General features: G+C 71.9%; 15 protein-coding genes and 2 pseudogenes. 6 read left to right on the top strand and 11 right to left on the bottom strand.

The window, feature by feature from the left end:
* The first annotated feature begins 602 nt into the window (after window positions 1-602).
* From IE263_RS30460 to IE263_RS30450, 3 genes and pseudogenes are all read left to right on the top strand, one after another.
* Window positions 603-2,033 carry an endo-1,4-beta-xylanase gene (locus IE263_RS30460; protein WP_189941053.1) on the top strand — a complete coding sequence of 477 codons (1,431 nt, stop codon included), beginning with the start codon at window positions 603-605 and terminating at the stop codon, window positions 2,031-2,033.
* Between the two features lie 31 nt (window positions 2,034-2,064).
* A complete protein-coding gene (locus IE263_RS30455; RefSeq protein ID WP_373312116.1) occupies window positions 2,065-3,435 on the top strand; it encodes an RICIN domain-containing protein in 1,371 nt (456 codons plus the stop codon).
* Between the two features lie 547 nt (window positions 3,436-3,982).
* Window positions 3,983-4,465 (top strand): annotated as a pseudogene (locus IE263_RS30450) (transposase); the annotation flags it as partial.
* A 171-nt stretch (window positions 4,466-4,636) separates the two neighbouring features.
* On the opposite strand, the gene exaC reads toward IE263_RS30450, so the two are convergent.
* The 6 genes and pseudogenes from exaC to xylB form a co-directional block, all read right to left on the bottom strand.
* On the bottom strand, window positions 4,637-6,160 hold the full coding sequence (gene exaC / locus IE263_RS30445; protein WP_189941052.1) for an acetaldehyde dehydrogenase ExaC: 1,524 nt from the start codon (window positions 6,158-6,160) through the stop codon (window positions 4,637-4,639).
* A 97-nt stretch (window positions 6,161-6,257) separates the two neighbouring features.
* Window positions 6,258-7,541, bottom strand: coding sequence for a GAF domain-containing protein (locus IE263_RS30440; protein ID WP_189941148.1), 1,284 nt, complete (start codon window positions 7,539-7,541; stop codon window positions 6,258-6,260).
* A 79-nt stretch (window positions 7,542-7,620) separates the two neighbouring features.
* Entirely contained in the window at window positions 7,621-8,220 is a 600-nt protein-coding gene (locus tag IE263_RS30435) for an N-acetylmuramoyl-L-alanine amidase (protein ID WP_189941051.1), read from the bottom strand.
* Between the two features lie 56 nt (window positions 8,221-8,276).
* A pseudogene (locus IE263_RS30430) lies at window positions 8,277-8,444 on the bottom strand (acetamidase/formamidase family protein); the annotation flags it as partial.
* Between the two features lie 782 nt (window positions 8,445-9,226).
* Complete coding sequence (locus IE263_RS30425; RefSeq protein ID WP_189941050.1) at window positions 9,227-10,435, bottom strand: ROK family transcriptional regulator; 1,209 nt, start codon at window positions 10,433-10,435, stop codon at window positions 9,227-9,229.
* A 22-nt stretch (window positions 10,436-10,457) separates the two neighbouring features.
* The gene (gene xylB, locus IE263_RS30420) at window positions 10,458-11,903 is read right to left on the bottom strand and encodes a xylulokinase (protein ID WP_189941049.1); all 1,446 of its coding nucleotides are present in this window, start codon (window positions 11,901-11,903) and stop codon (window positions 10,458-10,460) included.
* Between the two features lie 127 nt (window positions 11,904-12,030).
* Here xylB and xylA point away from each other — a divergent pair, with 127 nt between their 5' ends.
* Both xylA and IE263_RS30410 read left to right on the top strand, forming a co-directional pair.
* Entirely contained in the window at window positions 12,031-13,197 is a 1,167-nt protein-coding gene (gene xylA, locus IE263_RS30415) for a xylose isomerase (RefSeq protein ID WP_189941048.1), read from the top strand.
* A 212-nt stretch (window positions 13,198-13,409) separates the two neighbouring features.
* Window positions 13,410-13,856 carry a hypothetical protein gene (locus tag IE263_RS30410; RefSeq protein WP_189941047.1) on the top strand — a complete coding sequence of 149 codons (447 nt, stop codon included), beginning with the start codon at window positions 13,410-13,412 and terminating at the stop codon, window positions 13,854-13,856.
* Window positions 13,857-13,956: 100 nt separating this feature from the next.
* Here the strand turns inward: IE263_RS30410 and IE263_RS30405 are convergent, their stop codons facing one another.
* The 3 genes from IE263_RS30405 to IE263_RS30395 all read right to left on the bottom strand — a co-directional run bounded on the left by IE263_RS30405 (window position 13,957) and on the right by IE263_RS30395 (window position 19,581).
* On the bottom strand, window positions 13,957-15,300 hold the full coding sequence (locus IE263_RS30405) for an esterase-like activity of phytase family protein (protein WP_189941046.1): 1,344 nt from the start codon (window positions 15,298-15,300) through the stop codon (window positions 13,957-13,959).
* 121 nt (window positions 15,301-15,421) lie between these two features.
* Window positions 15,422-16,717 (bottom strand): SWF or SNF family helicase, encoded by a 1,296-nt coding sequence (locus IE263_RS30400; protein WP_189941045.1) that lies wholly within the window; start codon window positions 16,715-16,717, stop codon window positions 15,422-15,424.
* Entirely contained in the window at window positions 16,714-19,581 is a 2,868-nt protein-coding gene (locus tag IE263_RS30395; RefSeq protein ID WP_189941147.1) for an SCO1167/SCO6262 family helicase, read from the bottom strand. Before IE263_RS30395 ends, IE263_RS30400 begins: the two co-directional genes overlap by 4 nt.
* A 240-nt stretch (window positions 19,582-19,821) precedes the next feature.
* Between IE263_RS30395 and IE263_RS30390 the strand changes: the two genes are divergently transcribed.
* Complete coding sequence (locus IE263_RS30390) at window positions 19,822-20,004, top strand: tail-anchor membrane protein (protein WP_020137233.1); 183 nt, start codon at window positions 19,822-19,824, stop codon at window positions 20,002-20,004.
* 55 nt (window positions 20,005-20,059) lie between these two features.
* On the opposite strand, the gene IE263_RS30385 is transcribed toward IE263_RS30390, so the two are convergent.
* On the bottom strand, window positions 20,060-20,896 hold the full coding sequence (locus IE263_RS30385) for a hypothetical protein (protein WP_189941044.1): 837 nt from the start codon (window positions 20,894-20,896) through the stop codon (window positions 20,060-20,062).
* A gap of 137 nt (window positions 20,897-21,033) precedes the next feature.
* Window positions 21,034-21,363: a hypothetical protein gene (locus IE263_RS30380; RefSeq protein WP_189941043.1), complete on the bottom strand. Its 330-nt coding sequence runs from the start codon at window positions 21,361-21,363 to the stop codon at window positions 21,034-21,036.
* Between the last annotated feature and the right edge of the window lie 37 nt (window positions 21,364-21,400).

Genomic DNA, 21,400 nt, shown 5'->3' with positions numbered 1-21,400 from the left:
ACTCGTCCCGGCCCCGGCCCTACGAGATCCGCCGATGGCGGCGCCGGGGTTCACCGTCCGGCTCGCCGGGTTTCCGAATGTTTCGGAAGAGAAATCGAAACTTCTTCGTGCGGGAGTATTGACGATCCATCGTCAATACCTCAATCTCCCTGTCTGAGAACCGGCCATAGTTCGAGATAGCGAACCACGTCGGTCCTGAGCAATCTGTGCTGCACGGCAGATCCACGCACAGCTGTACGACAGATCCGCGCACCAAAGCACCTGCGCCACCCCGTTTCGTTCCGGTGAGGTTCGCACAGCGCATCCTGGCTCTTCGCGCAGTTGGAGAGGTGCGCGACGCCGCGTGGCGGTCCTCCGGCTGAGCCGCGTTGGAGTGCCCCCATGCCTGTGTCGAAACACCGCCGCCGCCCGTCGTACGTCACTCGACGGCCGACCGGGTGCCGTCCGTGCCGGTCGAGATCGTCCCGTTCCCATGGCCGCGGTGTCCGGTGATTCCGTGCTGACCGGGTTCCGGCCCGCCCTGTCCGTCTGCCGAGTGGGAGCGGACGACGCATTCCCCTGCGCTTCAGTCCTTCCGTGATTTCTACCTTGGAGGCACAGTCATGGGCTCGTATGCCCTTCCCAGACCCGTTATCCGCCGGAAGATCCGCGGCCTGCTGTTGGCGCTGGTCGTCGGCGTCCTCGGTGCGGTCGCCACACTGGTCGCGCCGCCGACCGCACACGCCGCCGAGAACACGCTCGGCGCCGCGGCGGCGCAGAGTGGCCGCTACTTCGGCACCGCCATCGCCTCGGGCAGGCTGGGCGACTCGGCGTACACGACGATCGCGGGCCGTGAGTTCAACTCGGTGACGGCCGAGAACGAGATGAAGATCGACGCCACCGAACCGCAGCGGGGCCAGTTCAACTTCACCGCCGGTGACCGCGTCTACAACTGGGCGGTGCAGAACGGCAAGCAGGTGCGTGGCCACACCCTGGCCTGGCACTCCCAGCAGCCCGGCTGGATGCAGAGCCTCAGCGGCAGCACGCTGCGCCAGGCCATGATCGACCACATCAAGGGCGTGATGGCCCACTACAAGGGCAAGATCGCCCAGTGGGACGTCGTGAACGAGGCCTTCGCCGACGGCAGTTCGGGAGCCCGGCGCGACTCCAACCTGCAACGCACCGGCAACGACTGGATCGAGGTCGCCTTCCGCACCGCGCGCGCCGCCGACCCGGCCGCCAAGCTCTGCTACAACGACTACAACGTCGAGAACTGGACCTGGGCCAAAACCCAGGCCATGTACGCCATGGTCCGAGACTTCAAGCAGCGCGGCGTGCCGATCGACTGCGTCGGCTTCCAGTCGCACTTCAACAGCGGCAGCCCCTACAACAGCAACTTCCGCACCACCCTGCAGAACTTCGCCGCCCTCGGCGTCGACGTGGCCATCACCGAACTCGACATCCAGGGCGCCTCGGCCACGACCTACGCCAACGTGACCAACGACTGCCTGGCCGTCCCGCGCTGCCTCGGCATCACCGTCTGGGGAGTGCGCGACACCGACTCCTGGCGACCGGGGGACACGCCACTGCTGTTCAACGGCAACGGCAGCAAGAAGCCCGCCTACACCGCCGTCCTCAACGCACTCAACGGCGGCTCCCCTACGCCCCCTTCTGATTCCGGACCGATCAAGGGTGTCGGTTCAGGCCGCTGTCTGGACGTGCCCGGCACCAGTACCACCGACGGCACCCAGCTCAACCTGTGGGACTGCCACAGCGGCACCAACCAGCAGTGGACGTACACCGCCGCCGGCGAGCTCAGGGTCTACGGCAACAAGTGCCTGGACGCCGCCGGCACCGGCAACGGCACCAAAGTCCAGATCTACAGCTGCTGGGGCGGTGACAACCAGAAATGGCGCCTCAACTCCGACGGATCCATCGTCGGTGTCCAGTCCGGCCTCTGCCTCGACGCCGTCGCAGGCGGCACCGCCAACGGCACCCTGATCCAGCTCTACTCCTGCTCGAACGGCAGCAACCAACGCTGGACCCGCACCTGATGGGACCTGCCGCAGACGAAAGGGTGAGTCGATGAAGACCTACGGTGCGGCTTCCCCCGCCCCTCCACGCAGACATCGCTGGTGGTCCCGGGTCGCCGCCGTGGTGGCGGCGACCCTCGCGATCGGCATGCTCACCGCGGTGAATCCGGCGCCCGCCGAGGCGGCGACGGTGGACACCAATGCCTGGTACGTCCTGGTCAATCGCAACAGCGGCAAGGCGCTGGACATCTCTGGCACGTCCACCGCCGACGGCGCGCGGGTCAGCCAGTGGACGCGCACCGACGGAGCCAACCAGCAGTGGCAGTTCGTGGACTCCGGCGGCGGCTTCTACCGCCTCAAGGCCCGGCATTCGGGCAAGGTTCTCGACGTGGCCGGCGCCTCGACCGCAGACGGTGCCGCGATCCAGCAGTGGGCCGACCACAACGGAGCCAACCAGCAGTTCCGCCTGGCCGACTCCGATGCGGGCCACGTCCGGCTGATCAACCGCAACAGCGGCAAGGCAGTGGAGGTGCAGGGCGCCTCCACCGCCGACGGCGGCAACGTCGTCCAGTACACCGACTGGGGCGGCGCCAACCAGCAATGGCAGATGATCAAGCTGTCGTCCGGTGGCGGCGGCGGATGCGGCAGCGCCCCGACTCTGGCGAGCGGTACGCACACGATTCAGAGCGGCGGCAAGAGCCGCAGCTTCATCCTCAGGGTTCCCGCCAACTACGACAACAGCCACCCCTACCGGCTGATCTTCGCGTTCCACTGGCGGGGCGGCACCGCCGGCGACGTCGCCTCGGGCGGCACGAGCGGGAGCGCCTGGTCCTACTACGGCCAACAGGAACAGTCGAACAACAGCGCGATCCTCGTCGCCCCCCAGGGCCTCGGCAACGGCTGGGCCAATTCGGGCGGTGAGGACATCACCTTCGTCGACGACATGATCCGGCGAATCGAGGGCGGCCTCTGTGTGAACCCGGCACAGCGCTTCGCCACGGGATTCAGCTGGGGCGGCGGTATGAGCTACGCACTCGCATGCAGCCGGGCGAACGTCTTCAGGGCCGTCGCGGTCATCTCCGGCGCTCAGATCAGCGGGTGCAGCGGCGGCAACCAGCCCATCGCCTACTTCGGAATCCACGGCATCAGCGACTCCGTCCTCAACATCGGGCAAGGACGGTCCCTGCGCGACAGATTCGTCAGCAACAACGGCTGCACCCCCCAGAGCCCGCGCGAGCCCGCGCCGGGCAGCCGAACGCACATCACCACCACCTATTCGGGCTGCCGTGCCGGATACCCGGTTCAATGGGCCGCGTTCGACGGAGGCCACATACCCGGTCCGGTCGACGGCTCCTCCGGCGAAAGCGGCGTCGCCACCTGGACCAAAGCAGAGATCTGGAGGTTCTTCGCACAGTTCCAGTGACATGCCCGCACCACGGAGTGGAGCCAGGATCATCCTGGCTCCACTCCGTCGACGTCCCCACGGCCGCGGGTTTGCTGTGTCGCCGGTCACACCGAAACGGCACCACTGGCCCCACCGTCCTCACCGAAGAACGCGAAGGCCCGCGCCGGGAGGCGCGCAGGCTGAGCGTCGACCTGTGACTGCGCCGGACACATCCCTCGGTATTACTTCCACAAGGGCACCGTTTGGCCCCGTGGTTGGCCCGGGGCGGGTTTATTTGGAGCCCGAACAGTGGCGCAAGGTGTCGGATTGATCATGGAACGTGATTGTCGCCAGTGCGGTGGCGACCGGTTCGAGAAGTCGGCGTACCTCCATGAGGCCCTGAAGGGCCGCGGAGTCGCCATGGCGCAGTTCCACCGCGAGCCCTCGTCCGGCGGGATGCCTTCCGGGATGCCTTCCGGTATGCCCACGGGGCGAGCGAACGGCATGCCCGGTGGCGGCTCGGGAAGTGCCCCGGGCGGGAGCGGCGGTCTCGGCAGCGGGGAACTCACCGCCGACCAGCAGCATGGGCGGCTCCAACCCGACGGCCGGTCCGCAGACGCTCGGCTTCGGCGGAGGCGGCGATACGCGGCCGGGCTCGAAGCATCACGTGCTGACCGACGCGCACGGCACCCCGCTGAGGGTGTCGCTGACCGCGGGCACCGTGACGATGTCACCCACCTGCTGCCGCTGGTCGACGGCCTGCCACCGGTACGGGGCAAGCGGGGGCGGCCCCGGCGCAAGCCCCGCGCACTGTATGCCGACCGCGGGTATGACCACGACAGCTACCGCCGCCGTCTGCGCGAGCGGGGCATCGCCCCGAAAATCGCCCGGCGCGGACAACCGCCTCTTGGGCCTGGGGCGCGTCCGGTGGGTTGCTGAGTCCGCCATCGCCTGGCTCCATGGAGCCAGGCGATGGCGGACCCGCTGGGAGACCCGGGACGACATGCACGACACCTTCCTCCAGCTCGCCCACTGCATGACCCTCGCCCGCAAGGTCCCGGCTTTCTGAAAGGAGCCATTAGCGGGACCTTGGCCCGGAAATGCCCCGGAACTGCTGGTCAGAGCCGGGTACCGGTGGGAGATATCGGGAGGGAGAGCGCATTTCAACTTCCGGCTCAGCTGCGCGTCGGGAAGGACACCTGACGAGCATCTTGCCTGGTCAGGCGCCCTATTCCGATGTCTAGAAGAAGCCCAGCTTCTTCGGCGAGTAGCTCACCAGCAGGTTCTTCGTCTGCTGGTAGTGCTCCAGCATCATCTTGTGCGTCTCGCGGCCGATCCCGGACTGCTTGTAGCCGCCGAACGCCGCGTGCGCCGGATAGGCGTGGTAGCAGTTCGTCCAGACACGGCCCGCCTGGATCGCCCGGCCCGCCCGGTACGCCGTGTTGATGTCCCGCGTCCACACGCCGGCTCCCAGGCCGTACGACGTGTCGTTGGCGATCTTCACGGCGTCGTCGAAGTCGTCGAACGAGGCCACCGAGACGACCGGGCCGAAGATCTCCTCCTGGAAGATCCGCATGCGGTTGTCGCCCTCGAAGACGGTCGGCTGGACGTAGTAACCGCCCTTCAACTCGCCTTCGTATTCGGCGCGTTCGCCGCCCGTGAGGACCTTGGCGCCCTCCTGCCGGCCGATGTCGATGTAGGAGAGGATCTTGGCGAGCTGGTCGCCGGAGGCCTGGGCGCCGATCATCGTGTCGGTGTCGAGGGGGTGCCCCGGCTTGATCAGCTCGGTGCGGGCGATCGCCGCCGCCATGAAGTCGGAGTAGTTGCCGCGCTGGATCAGACCGCGGGACGGGCAGGTGCACACCTCGCCCTGGTTCAGCGCGAACATCGTGAAGCCCTCCAGGGCCTTGTCGCGCAGGTCGTCGTCCTTCTCCCACACGTCGTCGAAGAAGATGTTCGGCGACTTCCCGCCCAGCTCCAGCGTGACCGGCTTCAGGTTCTCCGCCGCGTACTGCATGATCAGCCGGCCCGTGGACGTCTCACCCGTGAACGCGACCTTCGCCACCCGCGGGCTGGACGCGAGCGGCTTGCCCGCCTCCTCGCCGAAACCGTTCACGATGTTCACCACGCCCGGCGGCAGCAGGTCCGCGACCAGGCTCATCCAGTAGTGCAGCGAAGCCGGGGTCTGCTCGGCCGGCTTGATGACGACGGCGTTGCCCGCGGCGAGGGCCGGCGCGAGCTTCCATGTCGCCATCAGGATCGGGAAGTTCCACGGGATGATCTGCGCGACGACGCCGAGCGGCTCGTGGAAGTGGTACGCCACCGTGTCCTCGTCGAGTTCGCTGAGCGAGCCCTCCTGCCCGCGGACCGCTCCGGCGAAGTAGCGGAAGTGGTCGATGGCCAGGGGGATGTCCGCCGCCAGCGTCTCGCGGACCGGCTTGCCGTTCTCCCAGCTCTCCGCCACCGCCAGCGGCTCCAGGTTCGCCTCCATGCGGTCGGCGATCTTCAACAGGATGTCGGAGCGCTCGGTCGCCGACATCCGCCCCCAGCCCGGCGCGGCCGCGTGCGCCGCGTCCAGCGCCCGCTCCACGTCCTCCGCCGTGCCACGCGCCACCTCGGTGAACGGCTGCCCGTTCACCGGGGACGGGTTCTCGAAGTACTGCCCGCGGGCCGGGGGCACGTACTCGCCGCCGATGAAGTGGTCGTAGCGCGCCTGGTAGGAGACGATCGCGCCCTCGGTTCCGGGCGCCGCGTAACGGGTCATGGTGGCCTGCCTCCCTCAGCAGTGCTGCCCGCCGTTGGACAGCTCTCCGCGGGAGGCTAGGGACCGGGACGTTGCAGGTACGTTGCGTCGATTCCGTTCACCGGGGAGCGGGCCGGGGGCGGGTCCACCCGGCCGCTGCCGTCAGCTCCGACTCCAGAGCGGCCAGCCGGGCCCGGACCGCGGCCGTCGGACGTGCCGCCGCCAGCGCCCGCCACACCTCGAGGTCTTCCTCGCCCCACGGGGCGTGCGCCCAGTTCGCCAGCAGATCGGGGTCGCGCCGGGCGACCAGCGCGGCGCGCAGCCCGTCGGCGAGGCGGTGCCTGAGCCGCACCACGGCCGGTGCCTGCGACGCCGGCAGCAGCGGTCCGGCGTACGCCGTCACGGCCGCCGTGACCGTGCCGGCCGCCAGCCGCCGTTCGACGACGGCGACGTCCGACTCGACGGGAACGGTGAGCCGGTACGGACGTGAGGCCAGCAGCCCGGGACCCAGGATCCCGCGCAGCCGGGCGAGTTCGGCCCGTAGCGTCACCGGCGTCACCGACTCGTCCTCGTACAGCGCGCACAGCAACTCGTCGCCGGTGAGGCCCTCCGGGTGGCGGGCCAGCAGGACCAGGATCTCACTGTGCCGGCGGCTGAGTCTGATCCTGCGGCCACCGCTGGTCAGGTGCGCCTCGTCCCGGCCCAGCGCGGCCAGCTCCCAAGTCGCGGTCTCCGGCGGTTCGGGGGCCAGCAGGGCCAGGTGGGACTCGGCGGCGCGTGCGACCGCCTGGACGAAGCCCAGACTGTGCGGATGGGCCAGCCCGTCCCCGCCGGTGATGTCCACGGCACCCAGCACCCGTCCGGTCCGCGGATCGTGCACCGGGGCCGCCGCGCACGTCCACGGTTGCACCCGCCGGATGAAGTGCTCGGCCGCGAAGACCTGCACCGGCCGGTCCACGGCGACCGCCGTGCCCGGCGCGTTCGTCCCGACCGCGCTCTCCGCCCACCGCGCACCCGGCACGAAGTTCATCCGCCCCGCCTTCCGCCGCGTCGCCGGGTGGCCCTCGACCCACAGCAGGCTGCCGTGCGCGTCGCACACCGCGAGGAGGTGCTCCCCGTCGGCGGCGAACGTGCCCATCAGTTCGCGGAACAGAGGCATCACCCGCGCCAGCGGATGCTCGGCCCGGTAGGCACCGAGATCACCGTCCGTCAGCTCCACGCTCGCGGTGCCGTCGGGTCCGACGCCGGCCCGCGCCGAACGCCGCCACGAATCGGCCACCACGGCCCGCACCGGACGCGGCACCGTGCCGGCCTCGGTGAACGTCTCGTGCGCCCGCCGCAGTATCCGTACACGCTCGACAGGGTCGGCCCCCGGCTCCAGGGCCACCCAGGGATCGGTCAACTCGGCCTCCCGGAAGGCGATGCTGCTGGGGACATCGTCACTCCGGGGGTGCGCGGCGACAACAGTTTCGGGCATTCGGTCAGACGGAGTTGACGAGTCTCATGTAACGGGTCCAGTCCCAGTTCGGGCCGGGATCGGTGTGGTCGGTGCCCGGTACCTCGTGGTGGCCGATGACGTGCGCCCGGTTTCTGGGGATGTCGTACCGGTCGCAGACCGCCGCCGTGAGCCGGGCGGACTCTTCGTAGAGGGCGTCGGTGAAGTAGGCCGGCCGGTCCACCCACCCTTCGTGCTCGATGCCGATGCTGCGCGTGTTGTAGTCCCAGTTCCCCGCGTGCCAGGCGACGTCGGTCTCGCGGACGCACTGCGCCACATGACCGTCGGCGGAGCGCACGACGTAGTGCGCGGACACCTTCTTCTTCGGGTTCTGGAAGATGGACAGGGCCTTGGAGTAGGTGGTCTGCGTGACGTGGATGACGATCCGGTCGACGGCGTGGTCGGTGGGGCGGTTCGACGCCGTGTAGTTGCCGGGGGTCGCGGGCTGCCACTCGGCGAGCGGGTGGTCGACGGGCCGGGTGTGGGCGCCCGCCCGAGGGTCGGGGAGTGCGGCGTACGGGACGACGGCGAGGGCGGCGCCCTTCAGGATCCGTCGCCGGTCGGGCAGGGATCTGGGTCGTTCCACGGGGAGGTGCCTTTCAGGGGTCGGGCGGGTGGACGTCCGTGGTGGCTCGGCGCGCGTCAGTTCCGCAACGCCGCGGCCGTCTCGCGCAGCCGCGCGTGCAGTCCGCGGTGTGTCTCGCGGGCCGGCAGCCATTCCTTGTGGATCTTGGCCGCGCGCGTGTTCTTGGTGTCGCACACATTGGCCAACGCCGACTCGATGGCCTGGGTTGCGAACTTGTACGCGTTCGGCCGGTTGGGGCCGCACGGTCAGGATCCCGGGCTCGGTCATGGCTGCACAGCTCCGTTCGGAGGATGGGATGGTCGGGGACGCGGGGGGCGTCGAGGCGGGTGCGACGGTGGTGGTGACGCGTTCGGGACGGTGTCGCAGGTTGCGCTCCGCGTGGATCACGTTAGGGGGCCTGCCGGTTGGGCAGCAGCGCATGCCGGGATTCGGTGGACGACCGCCGATTTGTGGACAACTCCCTCACCCGAACGGGGAGTTCCGGTCTCGACGAGGTCTCCGGCCCGAGCCGTGGGCCGTTCTCGACTGCCTCACCGACGGCAGGTCTTCGGGCACGGCCGCCGAGGACAGGGCATCCCTGCTCGGTGCCGCATGCCGGCGAAGGGTCCAGGGACCGCCCGCCGGCGACAGGTCTCACTCGGGCGTGCGGGTGGCAGGGGTTCAGCTTCGCTTGCGGGCTACTGGCACCCCCCGCATGCCGACGGGAGGGGCTGACGCCTTTCCGCCGGCGAGAGGTCTCACTCGGGCGTGCGGTGGCAGGGGCTCAGCTCCTTCCGTCGGCGACAGGCTCATTCCCGCATGCCGACGGGATGCCGAAGCCTTCCTGTTGGCGTCAGGGCTCACTGCGGCGTGCTGATGACAGGGGCAGGGGCACAGCCCCGCCCACCGGAGACAGGCTCAGTCCCGTCTGCCGACGACAGGGCTCAACCTCACGTACACGACAGGGGCCGTACTCACCCGCCGACGAGAGGGCTCAGCCCCGGTCAGCCACCGCTGCCGACGGGGGTCAGCCCCGCCCCGCCACCGCCGCCGGATCATCCAGCACGGCCCGCACCACGGAGTGCGCCGCGCCGAGCAACGGCCCCTCGGGGCCCAGGCGCGAGACGGACACGGGGCAGGGCGGACCCGCGGTGCGCCGGGCGAGCTCGGCCTCCAGCGACGGCAGCAGCCAGGGTGCGAGCCCGGCCAGGGCGCCGCCGAGTACGACGCCCTCGGGGTCCAGCAGATTGAGCGCCCCGGTCAGGGCGATGCCGAGCGCGGTTCCCGCCCCGCGCAGGGCCCGCCGTACGTCCTCGTCGCCGTCCGCGGCGCGTCCCGCCAGCAGGCCGACGCGGTCCTCGCCCAGCTCCAGGCCGGCCGCGCGCAGCACCGCCTCCTCGCCGGCGTACTGCTCCAGGCAGCCCCGCCCGCCGCACACGCACTCCGGGCCGTCGGGATGCACCGGCACATGACCCAGTTCGCCCGCGAAGCCGCGGGTGCCGCGCAGCAGGCTGCCGTCCACGACCAGCGCGGCGCCGATGCCGATCTCGGCGGAGACATGCAGGAAGTCCCGCGGGGTGTCGGCGCCGAGCCAGAGTTCGGCCAGGCCGCCGAAGTTGGCCTCGTTGTCCACGGTCAGCGCGAACTCGCCCGGCAGCAGCGCGCCGAGGTCGACGTCGTGCCAGTCGAGGTTCGGGGCGCGAACGACGGTGTGGGCGTCGCGGGCCACCAGGCCGGGGACGGCCACGGCTAGCCCGGCCGGCCACAGCCCCTCGCGCTCCGCCTCGGTGACGACCTCGCGCAGCAGCCGGGTGAGCTCCTCGATCACCGGTTCGGGGGAGCGGCCCCGGTTCGTGCCGTGCCGTACGGCACGCGCCCGCACCTCGCCGCGCAGGTCGACGGCGCAGACCGCGAGGTGGTCGACGCCGATCTCGGCGCCGATCCCGGCCGGCCCGCGTCCGCTGACGGCGAGCGCGGAGCCGGGCCGCCCCACCCGGCCGGGCCGCTCCGGGCCGAGCTCCTCCAGCAGGCCGGTGCGTATGAGTTCGTCGACGAGGGTCGACACCGCCGCGCGGGTCAGGCCGATGCGCGAGGCGACCGCCGCCCGCGAGAGCGGACCCTCGGCTCTGACGGCGTGCATCACCCGGGCCAGGTTGCGGCGGCGCATGCCCTGCTGGGTGTCGGGCAGCGCGCGTGCGGGGCCGGTCGGGCGAGCCTCGTGCGGCGGTGCGGTCATGCCTCCGTCGATTCGTCGATGTTCAGTGGGTGTCCGTGCTCCGCTCCAGCAGCGGGGCCGCGTCGGAGAGTACCCCGGCGATTCGGGCCAGGGTCGCCTCGTCCCGCTCGACGGCGTCGAGCACCGGGCCCCGCGTGGTGTTCCAGCGCCGGGCGACGGCGGCCGGATCCTCCCCGGTCAGCAGCCCGGCCGCCTGCGCCGCGGCGCCCAGCGCGACGAGTTCCTTGGCCTCGGGGATCTGCACCGGCCGCCCGGACAGCCGGCGCACGGTCTGCTGCCAGGCCGTGCCTCGCGCACCGCCGCCGATCAGCAGCAGCGGGGCCGAGCGGTCCGCGTCCTCGTCGAGGACGAGGTCCAGCGCGCCGAGGAGGGAGTGGACGGCGCCGTCGTAGGCGGCCTGAAGGAGCTGGCCGGCGGTGGTGTCGTGGCGCAGGCCGTGCAGGAGGCCGGAGGCGTTCGGCAGGTTCGGGGTGCGCTCGCCGTCCAGGTAGGGCAGGAGCGTGAGCTCCGCGGCGGGCTCGACGGCCTCGCGGTCCAGGTTCAGCAGGGCCGCGACGCGGTCGACGGCGAGTGTGCAGTTCAGGGTGCAGGCCAGCGGCAGCCAGTCGCCGTGGGCGTCGGCGAAGCCGGCCACCGTGCCGGTCGGGTCGGCCGGCCGCCGCGTCGACACCGCGTACACCGTGCCCGAGGTGCCGAGGCTCAGTACGGGGGTGCCGGGACGCAGCCCCAGGCCCAGCGCGGCCGCCGCGTTGTCGCCGGTGCCCGGGGCGACCAGCGTACCCTTGGAGAACGGCAGGTCATGGCTGTCGCGCACGGTGCCCGCCACCTCGCCGGGCCGCACCACGCGCGGCAGCAGCGCGGGATCGAGGCCCACGTGGGCGAGGATCTCCGCGTCGTAGCCTTCCGTCCCGGACGCCCACCAGCCGGTGCCGGAGGCGTCGCCGCGGTCGGTCGTGCCCTCGCCGGTGAGGCGCTCGGTGAGGTAGTCGTGGGGGAGACGGACGGCCTTCGTCGCGCGCAGGGCCTCCGGCTCGTGCTCGGCCAGCCAGGCCCACTTCGTGACCGTGAAGGATGCGGCCGGGACGGATCCGGTGCGCTCCGCCCAGAACTTCGCGCCGCCCAGCTCCTCGGTCAGCCGACGCGCCTGCGGGGCCGAGCGCACGTCGTTCCACAGCAGCGCCGGGCGCACCGGCTCGCCGTGTTCGTCCAGCGTCACGAGCCCGTGCTGCTGCCCGCCGATCGACACCGCGGCGGCCTCGTGCGCCGCGTCACCGCACTGGCGCAGCGCCTCGCACAGGGCGTCCCACCACTGGCGCGGGTCGCTCTCCCGGCCGGCCCCGGAGGACACGGTGTGCGGCGCCTGGCCGCTCGCGACGACCTGGCCGGTGGCCGCGTCGACGACCAGCACCTTGGTGGACTGGGTGGACGTGTCCACGCCGACGACGAGCGGACCCTCGGCTGCTGACATCGGGCTCTCCCTAAGTTTTTCCGCGGCTCTGCGGGATCTGTCTTCCCAGAGATGCGTCCGCATACTAATTTGTAAACGGCCATGACGAAATAGTCAGCGAGACAGTCTTCAAGCAAGGAGCCGCGGCATGAGCTACCAGCCCACCCCCGAGGACAGGTTCACCTTCGGTTTGTGGACCGTCGGCTGGCAGGGACGGGACCCCTTCGGCGACGCCACGCGGCGCGCCCTGGACCCCGTGGAGACAGTGCAGCGCCTGTCCGAGCTGGGCGCGTACGGCGTGACCTTCCACGACGACGACCTGATCCCGTTCGGGTCCTCCGACACCGAGCGCGAGGCGCACATCAAGCGCTTCCGTCAGGCGCTGGACGCCACCGGTATGACCGTGCCGATGGCCACCACCAACCTCTTCACGCACCCGGTCTTCAAGGACGGCGCGTTCACCGCGAACGACCGCGACGTGCGCCGCTACGCCCTGCGCAAGACGATCCGCAACATCGACCTGGCCGTCGAGCTCGGCGCGAAGATCTACGTCGCCTGGGGCGGCCGTGAGGGTGCGGAGTCCGGTGCCGCCAAGGACGTGCGTGTCGCCCTGGACCGCATGAAGGAGGCCTTCGACCTCCTCGGCGAGTACGTCACCTCCCAGGGCTACGACCTGCGCTTCGCCATCGAGCCCAAGCCGAACGAGCCGCGCGGCGACATCCTCCTGCCGACCGTCGGCCACGCGCTGGCGTTCATCGAGCGCCTGGAGCGCCCGGAGCTGTACGGCGTCAACCCTGAGGTCGGCCACGAGCAGATGGCGGGCCTGAACTTCCCGCACGGCATCGCCCAGGCACTGTGGGCGGGCAAGCTCTTCCACATCGACCTCAACGGCCAGTCGGGCATCAAGTACGACCAGGACCTGCGCTTCGGGGCCGGCGACCTGCGCTCCGCGTTCTGGCTGGTCGACCTGCTCGAGAGCGCCGGCTACGCCGGTCCGCGCCACTTCGACTTCAAGCCGCCGCGCACCGAGGACCTGGACGGTGTGTGGGCGTCGGCCGCGGGCTGCATGCGCAACTACCTGATCCTCAAGGAGCGGGCCGCCGCCTTCCGCGACGACCCCGAGGTCCAGCAGGCGCTGCGCGACGCCCGTCTGGACCAGCTGGCCCAGCCGACCGCCGCCGACGGTCTGCAGGCCCTGCTGGCCGACCGCTCCGCCTTCGAGGACTTCGACGCCGAGGCGGCCGCCGCTCGTGGCATGGCGTTCGAGCGTCTGGACCAGCTGGCCATGGACCACCTGCTCGGCGCTCGGGGCTGAGCGGACGCGCGCGTGGGTGTGCCCGCACACTCACGCGCGCCGCTGAGCACGCACACACGCGTGCCGCTGAGCACGCACGCGCGTGCCGTCGTACGCGCATTTCATGGATCTCCGCACGGAATACGCCGGAATCATGCGGTCCATGGCATGAGGCCGTATCAAGTTCCGTGCGGGGCTCGCGTCCCGGCCGGTGCCCGACGACGCTGGACGGTATGGCCATGCCGCCCGTACCGCCTCAACCGCCCGGCCCGCCGGGTGACACGCCGCCCCCGGGCGGCTTCGGACCGCCTCCCTCGGGCTTCGGCCCGGACCATGGCGGGGGAGGGGGCGGCCGGCCGCCGTTTCCGCCGCCCTCTTCGCCCCCGGACCCGCCCGGCGGTCCCCGCAGGCGCAGGAACCCCCTCTTCGCCGTACTCGCGCTGCTGGTCGCCGCCGCAGCCGTCGTCGTGGTGGTCCTCATGGCCTCCGGGAGCGACGACTCACCGGACGACGGGCCGCCCGCGGGCAGCTCCTCGCCCGCCCCGTCCGTCAGCCTTCCGGTCGAGCTGCCCAGCGGTTTTCCGAGCGAACTGCCGTCCCAGTTCCCCAGCGAGCTGCCGACCGAGGTGCCGAGCGACCTGGAGTCGCTCCTGCCGTCCCTGGACGAGCTGCTGCCCTAGCCGGACTGCCGTGGCCGGGTGTCGTACGGCACGCGCGCGTGACGGTGTGCTCCGCGCACGCGCGCGTGCCGCTCGACGACTCCGTACGTCGCCGCCCGCGTCACACGCCCCCGGGCAGGCGCACGTAGACCACGGTCGTCTCGATGCCGCTGTCGACCAGTCGGCCCTGTGCGTCGAACGCCTCGGTGCCGTCCGTCATCCCGAAGTCGTTGTCGTTGATCAGCGCGAGCGTGTCCCGGTCCACGCGCGCGACGCCCTCGATCTTCCCGGGCACCCCGGCGACCGTGCCCAGGTCGACGACCAGCCGCTTGGGCAGCACCGGGACCCCCGAGGCCGTGGGGTCGGCGAGCTGCTCGAGCGACGGCGACGTCGCCTCGTCGTCCCAGCGGCTGCCCAGGATGTTCGCGCGGGGGTCCAGCCGTACCAGATGCAGCCGGGCGGCCTTGTCCGTGCGCTCCTCGATCAGCAGCCGGTCACCGCCCACGGCGACCACCGAGGAGATCTTGAGCTCGGAGGTGTCGTCCTCGCTCGGGTCGACCACGTTCACGGGGTCGAAGCGGTATGCGTACTCGGCGGTGACCGCCTTCTTCTTCGGTGAGAAGCGCAGCAGACGCACGGTACGAGAGGCCTCGCCCGCGTCCGTGTCCGGCAGCGACAGCGGGCTCTGCACCGCCAGCACGAGGTCCCCGCCCGGCAGTTGGGCGAGTCCCTCGAAGCCGCGGTTGATCTTCCGGTGCAGCAGGACCTGGGGCAGCGCTTCCACGACCGGGTAGTCCGCGCCCTCGAGGTTCAGCCCCTTGGGCACATACCGCGTCAGGACCTTCCCGCGCGCGGAGACGTGCACCAGCGAGGGCCCGTACTCGTCGGCGAGCCAGAAACTCCCGTCCGCGGCCCGCACGATGCCCTCGGTGTCCAGCCCGTCCGGGTTGTACGGCAGCGGTGTCCTCGCGTCGTAGGAGTACGGCGCCTCGTCGCGTCCCGCCTGGTTCGACAGGCCGGTCACGGGCTTCCCGGACGACGTGGTGAGGGGGATCGCCTGCAGCACCTTCACGGTGTTTCCGGTGACCCGGATCCGGACGATCGCCGGGTCGAAGCCGGGCACGGGGAACGTGCGGCGCTTGGTGCCGTCCACCTTGATCTGGCCGTTGGGCCCACGGTCGGTGACCGTCCAGAACTCCCCCTTGCGGCCGGCGGGATAGAGGTCGCTGCCGATGCCACCGAGGTCCACACCCCGGTCGTCGGACACCGTGCCCGGCAGCAGCGCGTTGCTGAACGCCCCGAGCGGGATGTCGCCGAGCGTCGCCGTCCGGGTGACGTACGCCTCCCCGGACGGCGTGTGCGCGGCGGCCGGTCCCGAGGTGGCGAGAGCGGCCAGCACCGCGAGCGGTACGCCCGCAGCGACGGAACGGTGGACGCGGCGCCGGCCGGTGGCATGCGGGGACATCAGGCCTCCTGAGGAGCAAGTTCGATGACAGCGGCCAGAGTTGGGTCACGCACCGAACACCGTGCGACGTGCCGGTGAACGTGGGGCGTCGGCCGTCCGACGGACCGTCCCCGCGCCCGGCTCAGTGTTGGGAAAGCGCTTCCTCGCCGTCGGGGCGGACCGAGGCCAGGGCCGTCGCCGGATCCTGCGCCGCGTCCCCTGCCGGCACCCAACGGCCGCGCTCCTTGAGGTAGGGCCACCAGCGGCCGTCCTGCCCCAGCCGCAGCTGGCCGGCCGCCCCGACGACCGTCCACCGGTTGCCCCTGGCCCGCAGCACGGGCCGCTCGCCCTCGTCCCACGCCGACTCCAGGGCGGCACGCGCGCGTGCGAGCGTCTCGCCCTCGACGGACCACTCCTCCTCGAGCACCGCCAGAGCGGCCGCACCGCCCAGCCACCAGGCCCGTACGGCCAGCGCCAACTGCTCCCGGCTGCGCCCCGATCCGGCGGCGAGCCGGTCGGCCACGGGCTGCGGAGTCCCACGGTCTCCGAGACGGCCCGCTGCCAGGCGTACGGCGTCCTGGGCGGCTGTCAACCGGGCGGCCGACGGACGCTGTTCCGCTCCTTCCCGAAGTGCTTGAGCGAGCAGGACGTAGGCTTCCGCGGCCGTCCGCGCGGCGAGGAGCTCCAGGGCCGCCGGATCCACCCCGACCGGGGGCGGGGCGTCGGCGTCCAACGAGGGCGGCACACCCGGCCCTTGCGGGAGATCCGGGGCGGCCGGCAGCGGAGGCAGGACGTGCCCGGCCAGATACGCCTCCGCCGCGTCCACGCCCTCCGGACGGAGAGGCGCCGTCTCGGCCGGTGCGGCGGTGCTGCGGGCCTGGAGGTCGTCCAGCAGGGCCTGCTCGGGGCACCCTCGAAGGAGGAACAGGACGAACGGGTCCTGGTCGAGCAGCCGCGCGACCTGGTAGCAGAGCGCCGCCGTGTGACCGCAGTGGTCCCAGGCGCCGCAGTCACACTCCGCCTCCAGGTCGCCCAGGCCCGGCAGCAGGTCGATCCCGGCCGTCTCCGCGTCCTCGACCAGATGCGGCGGCATGTCGCGGTCGAGCAACGCGGCGACATGCCCGGCCCGTTCCACGGTCAGGTCGAGGAACCGGTCCCACTGATCGTCCGTCAGGACGTCGAGCAGCACGTCGGCCCGGTGCGGTGTGCGGTCGCGATCCTGGACGACGGCCGTGATGCGCCCCGGCCGCACCGACACCGCACCCACGCCTCCCGCGCGCGCGAGCCGGCGGCCCGTCCGCACCTGCTCCGCGTCCAGTGCCCCGTCCTCCAGGGCCGCCAGCCACGCCCGGCCCCACCAGGTCTGCGCGAAACCCCTCCCGCGCGCGGGCGGCATCGCCGCGAACGTACGTTCCGTGTCGCTGTCGTACCGATTCATCGCGCGCCCCCTCGCAGTTCCACGAGCTCGGCCAGCTCGGCGTCCGTCAGTTCCGTGAAGCCGGCCTCGCCGGACCCCAGGACGGAGTCGGCGAGGTCCTGCTTGCGGCGCAGCATGTCCGCGATGCGGTCCTCGATCGTCCCCTCGGCGATCAACCGGTGCACCTGCACGGGCCGGGTCTGGCCGATGCGGTACGCCCGGTCGGTCGCCTGCGCCTCGACGGCCGGGTTCCACCAGCGGTCGTAGTGCACGACGTGCTCCGCGCGCGTGAGGTTGAGGCCGGTGCCGGCCGCCTTCAGCGACAGCAGGAACACCGGGACCTCACCGTCCTGGAAACGCCGGACCATCGCCTCACGCTCGGGGACGGGTGTCCCGCCGTGCAGGAACTGTGTCGGCACGCCCCGCGCGGCCAGGTGCCGTTCGAGGACCCGCGCCATACGCACGTACTGCGTGAACACCAGGACGCTCGCCCCTTCGGAGAGGAGCGTGTCGAGCAGTTCGTCCAGGAGCTCCAGCTTCCCCGACCGTCCGGCGGTCCTCGGCCGCTCCTCCTTGAGGTACTGCGCCGGATGGTTGCAGATCTGCTTGAGGCCGGTCAGGAGCTTCACGACCAGTCCACGCCGCGCCATGTCGTCGGCCTCGGCGATCGCCGCGAGCGTCTCGCGCACCACCGCCTCGTACAGGCCCGCCTGCTCCTTGGTGAGGGACACCGGGCGATCCGTCTCGGTCTTGGGCGGCAGCTCGGGGGCGATGCCCGGGTCCGACTTGCGGCGGCGCAGCAGGAACGGCCCCACGAGCCGGGCCAGCCGCTCCGCCGCGGCCGGGTCCCCACCGCCCTCGACGGCTCGCGCGTACCGGGTGCGGAAGGTGCCCAGCCGGCCCAGCAGTCCCGGCGTCGTCCAGTCCAGGATCGCCCACAGCTCCGACAGGTTGTTCTCCACGGGGGTACCCGTGAGCGCCACGCGCGCGCGTGCACCGATCGTGCGCAGGGCCCGTGCCGTCTCCGAGTACGGGTTCTTCACGTGCTGTGCCTCGTCGGACACGACCAGCCCCCACGGCACCTCACCGAGCCGGCTCGCATCCATGCGCAGGGTGCCGTAGGTGGTGAGCACGAACTCTCCGTCGGCCAGTGCGTCCAGGTCGCGTCGCGGGCCGTGGAAGCGGCGCACCGGCGTGCCGGGAGCGAACTTCTCGATCTCCCGCTGCCAGTTGCCCATCAGGGACGTCGGACAGACCACCAGGGTCGGACCGGCGACCGCGGGGTCCGTCTGGCGGTGCAGGTGCAGGGCGATCAGCGTGACGGTCTTGCCGAGGCCCATGTCGTCGGCGAGGCAGCACCCGAGCCCCAGGGACGTGGTGCGGGCCAGCCAGTCGAGGCCGCGACGCTGGTAGTCGCGCAGCGTCGCGTCGAGCCCGGCGGGCTGCGCCACCGGCTCCAGCTCCTCAGGGTGCGTCAGCCGCTCCCGCAGAGCCGCCAGCCACCCTGTGGGCCGTACCTCGATCCGGCGGCCGTCCTCGGTGGAGCCCGTCAGGGCCGCGCCGAGCGCGTCGATCGGCGTCACCTTGCGATCCTGCTGCGCCCGCGCACGACGCAGTTCTGCCGGGTCGATCAGGACCCACTGGTCGCGCAGCCGCACGAGCGGGCGGCCCGCCTCGGCGAGACGGTCCAGCTCCTCGCGGGTGAGCTGCTGGTCGCCCAGCGCGAACCACCAGGTGAAGGACAGCAGCGCGTCGGCGGACAGGAACGACGGCGTGTCCGCGTCGGCCCGGTGGGGTCCCGTTCCGTCCTCCGGTGGTCCCACCACCGCGCGGGCGGTCAGGTTCCGGGCCAGCTCTCTCGGCCAGTGCACCTCGACCCCCGCGCTCGCCAGCGCTCGCCCGCCCTCCCCGAGAAGCTCGGTGACCTCCTCGTCGAGCAGGTCGACTGCGTCGGGAACGGCCGCCGCCAGCAAGGGCGTGAGCGCGGGCCAGGCGCGGGCCGCACGGCGCAGCGCGAGCAACGCGTCCATCCGCGCGCGCGGGCCGAACGCCTGCCCGGCGGGCCCGGTGTCCTGCCATACGTCGGCGGCGTCCGCGACCAGCGCGGGATCACTCACGCTGTGCACCTGCGGCACGGCCCGGAACCTCGCCGCCGCTTCCTCGGGCGCCGAGGCGGAGAGCCCCGACACCTCGATCCGCAGCGAGATCCGTACGCCGGCGTCATGTCCCGCGGCGACATCGGCGGCCCACGCGCGCAGCTCCGGCACATGCAGGGGCTGCTGTGCCGCGTACGCCGGCCCGCCCGTCAGGAGCGGCGCGGCGGGGGAACGGGGCAGCGCGTCCGCGACCGCGTCCAGGAAGGCGCGCAGCAGCCGCTCCGGATCGGGCAGCCGCAGCGGCGGGCTGTGGTCCACCGGCATGGCGTGCGCCTCGGGAGGCATCGCGGCGGCCAGCCGGCGCACGCGGTCCATGTCGTCGGGAGCCAGCGGACCCACGCGCCAGGCGTCCTGGTCGTCCACGGTCAGACCGGGCAGCAGCAGGCCACGCGCCACGAACCCCAGCGCGGTCAGGGCCGCCGCGCCCCAGAACGCGACGGCGCGGTGCCCGTCGGGGACGGCACGCGCGCGTGCGAGGACGGGCAGGGCTTCACGCACCGGAAGCAGGACGGCAGGCAGGCGCACGAGCTCCACACCGGCCACGGCGGGCCGGACCAAGCACACCTCTTCGACGGACCCGGAAGCCACGGCGGGAGGAGCGTCACCGTCGTGTCGCCAGAAGGCGACGCTGCCGGTACGCGCGGGGGTGCCGGGCACGAACACGGCAGGGCACCGGGCCAGTTCGGAGATCTCGGACGGTGTTTCCGCGGAAACCCTCTGCGCAGAGATGAGACTACTCCTCAAATTTGACTACCGAGGTCGGTCGCAGAGGGTACAACACTTCGACGTCGAACGCGCACCCGATTTCCGGATTGCCGTGGGGCCCTCCGTGGACGGGGAGCGAGTGCCTCTCAGGGGCATCTAAGGGATGTAGGTCAGGGACCTCTCAGGGACGCGGGTGGAACCGCGCGCCGCGCGGACCCGTTTTCAGAACAGAGAGCGGCACTGGCCGCGAAGGAGGCGTCGCATATGTCGAAGAACGCGAAGATCGCCGCAGGAGGTGTGGCCGTCGGGCTCCTTCTGCTGATCTGGCTGCCCTGGTGGGCGGCCCTGCTGATCGTACTGGGAGTCCCGGCGGCGGCGTACCTCACGCTGGACCCCTCGCAGCGGCGCAGGCTGCGCCGCGTCACCCGCAAGGAGCTCGGGCGCTGAGGAGCGGGGACCGCGACGCGGTCCCCGTCGTCCGGCCCGTCCGGCCGATCAGGGCTCAGCTCGGCCGCACCGCCATCTTGTCCAGCGCCTCCAGGAGGCCCGGCAGTTCGGGTCCCCGGCCGACCGGCAGCACCTCGCCGGGCTCGTCGTCGAGCAGGACGAACGCGATGTCGTCGGTTCTGGCCACCAGCGACCAGCCGGGACCGTCGGCGCGCAGGGTGCGTGCGTCGCCGGATGCGAACGACGAGCGCACACGGCCCAGGGGAGGCGGGGAGTCCACGTAGGCGCGCGCCTCCGCGAGGACCCGTCGGATGCCCGTGTGCCCCTTCGGCGCATCCTTCTCCGCCTCGTCCGCGCCATCGGCCCCCGACGTGGCCGGCGGTGGCGTGAACTCGGCGTCGTCGATCTGATCGCGCCACAGGGCCCACTGGAGCGCGATCTCGTCGGCCCCCAGCCGTCGCTGCGCGGGGCCCCAGACGCTCGTGTCCGGCGGGCACAGGGCGGGCCCGTCCGCGATCTCCGGGGCTGGGTCGTGCGGGGCGGGTACGCCGGGAGCCGCGACGGCGACCTCCAGGGGCCAGCCGGGCAGGGCGGCCACCACCGTCCGCTCGTCGGGCGACAGCTCGTACTCCATGCCGCAGTCCCACGACGCGATGGCGACGGCCACCAGCGACACGTCGTCGATGACGACCGTCCACCGCGCGCCAACACTGTCCTGGCCCAGCACCAGGCCGTATCCGTCGGCGAGTGGCGCGAGGCCGAGCGCCGCGCAGGCCTCCGGATAGTCGTCGCCCAGCACACTCGGGAACTTCGCCGGCGTCAGCAGCACCGCCGTGAGCACATAGAGCGCATCGTCCGCGGCGGCGACGGCGTCCTCGTCCGTCCCGGCCATTCCAGCCTCCCCATCGGTTCGTCCACCGGCGCGCACCCTAGTGCGGTGGGAAGGCGCTTGTCACGACTCCCCGACACACCCGGAGCTGCAGTTTCCGACCGGACAGGGGCGAATCGCCCCCGGCTCGCCGACCGCGCTCACGCGGTGGGCAGCCCGAGGAGCGCCCGGGCCACCGTCCGCGGCGACTCGTCGCGCTCCCGCGCGAGCGCGATGACCGCGCGGCAGGCCAGCTCGTTGACCCCGAAGGACAGCGCCTCCGGCGACACCCAGCCCGCCGCCTCGTCGATCCGGTCCTGGTCGTCCTCCGCGCAGGCCGAGACATAGGCGGCGGCCGCCTCGAACAGATTGTGTGTGCGTTTTGTGCCGGTGGGCTGCTGCCCGCCCATGGCCTGGCCTCCACCCGGATGTGACCCCGCGCGCGTGCCGTCGAGAAATCTCCCCCATGCCTTGCGGACCCCGTCGAACATGCCGACCACCTTCCCCCTGCGTGATTCCCCCGAGCTG

The sequence above is a fragment of the Streptomyces aurantiogriseus genome (assembly GCF_014649375.1).
GTDB classification, from domain to species: domain Bacteria; phylum Actinomycetota; class Actinomycetes; order Streptomycetales; family Streptomycetaceae; genus Streptomyces; species Streptomyces aurantiogriseus.
This window is presented reverse-complemented; position numbering and strand designations above follow the sequence as displayed.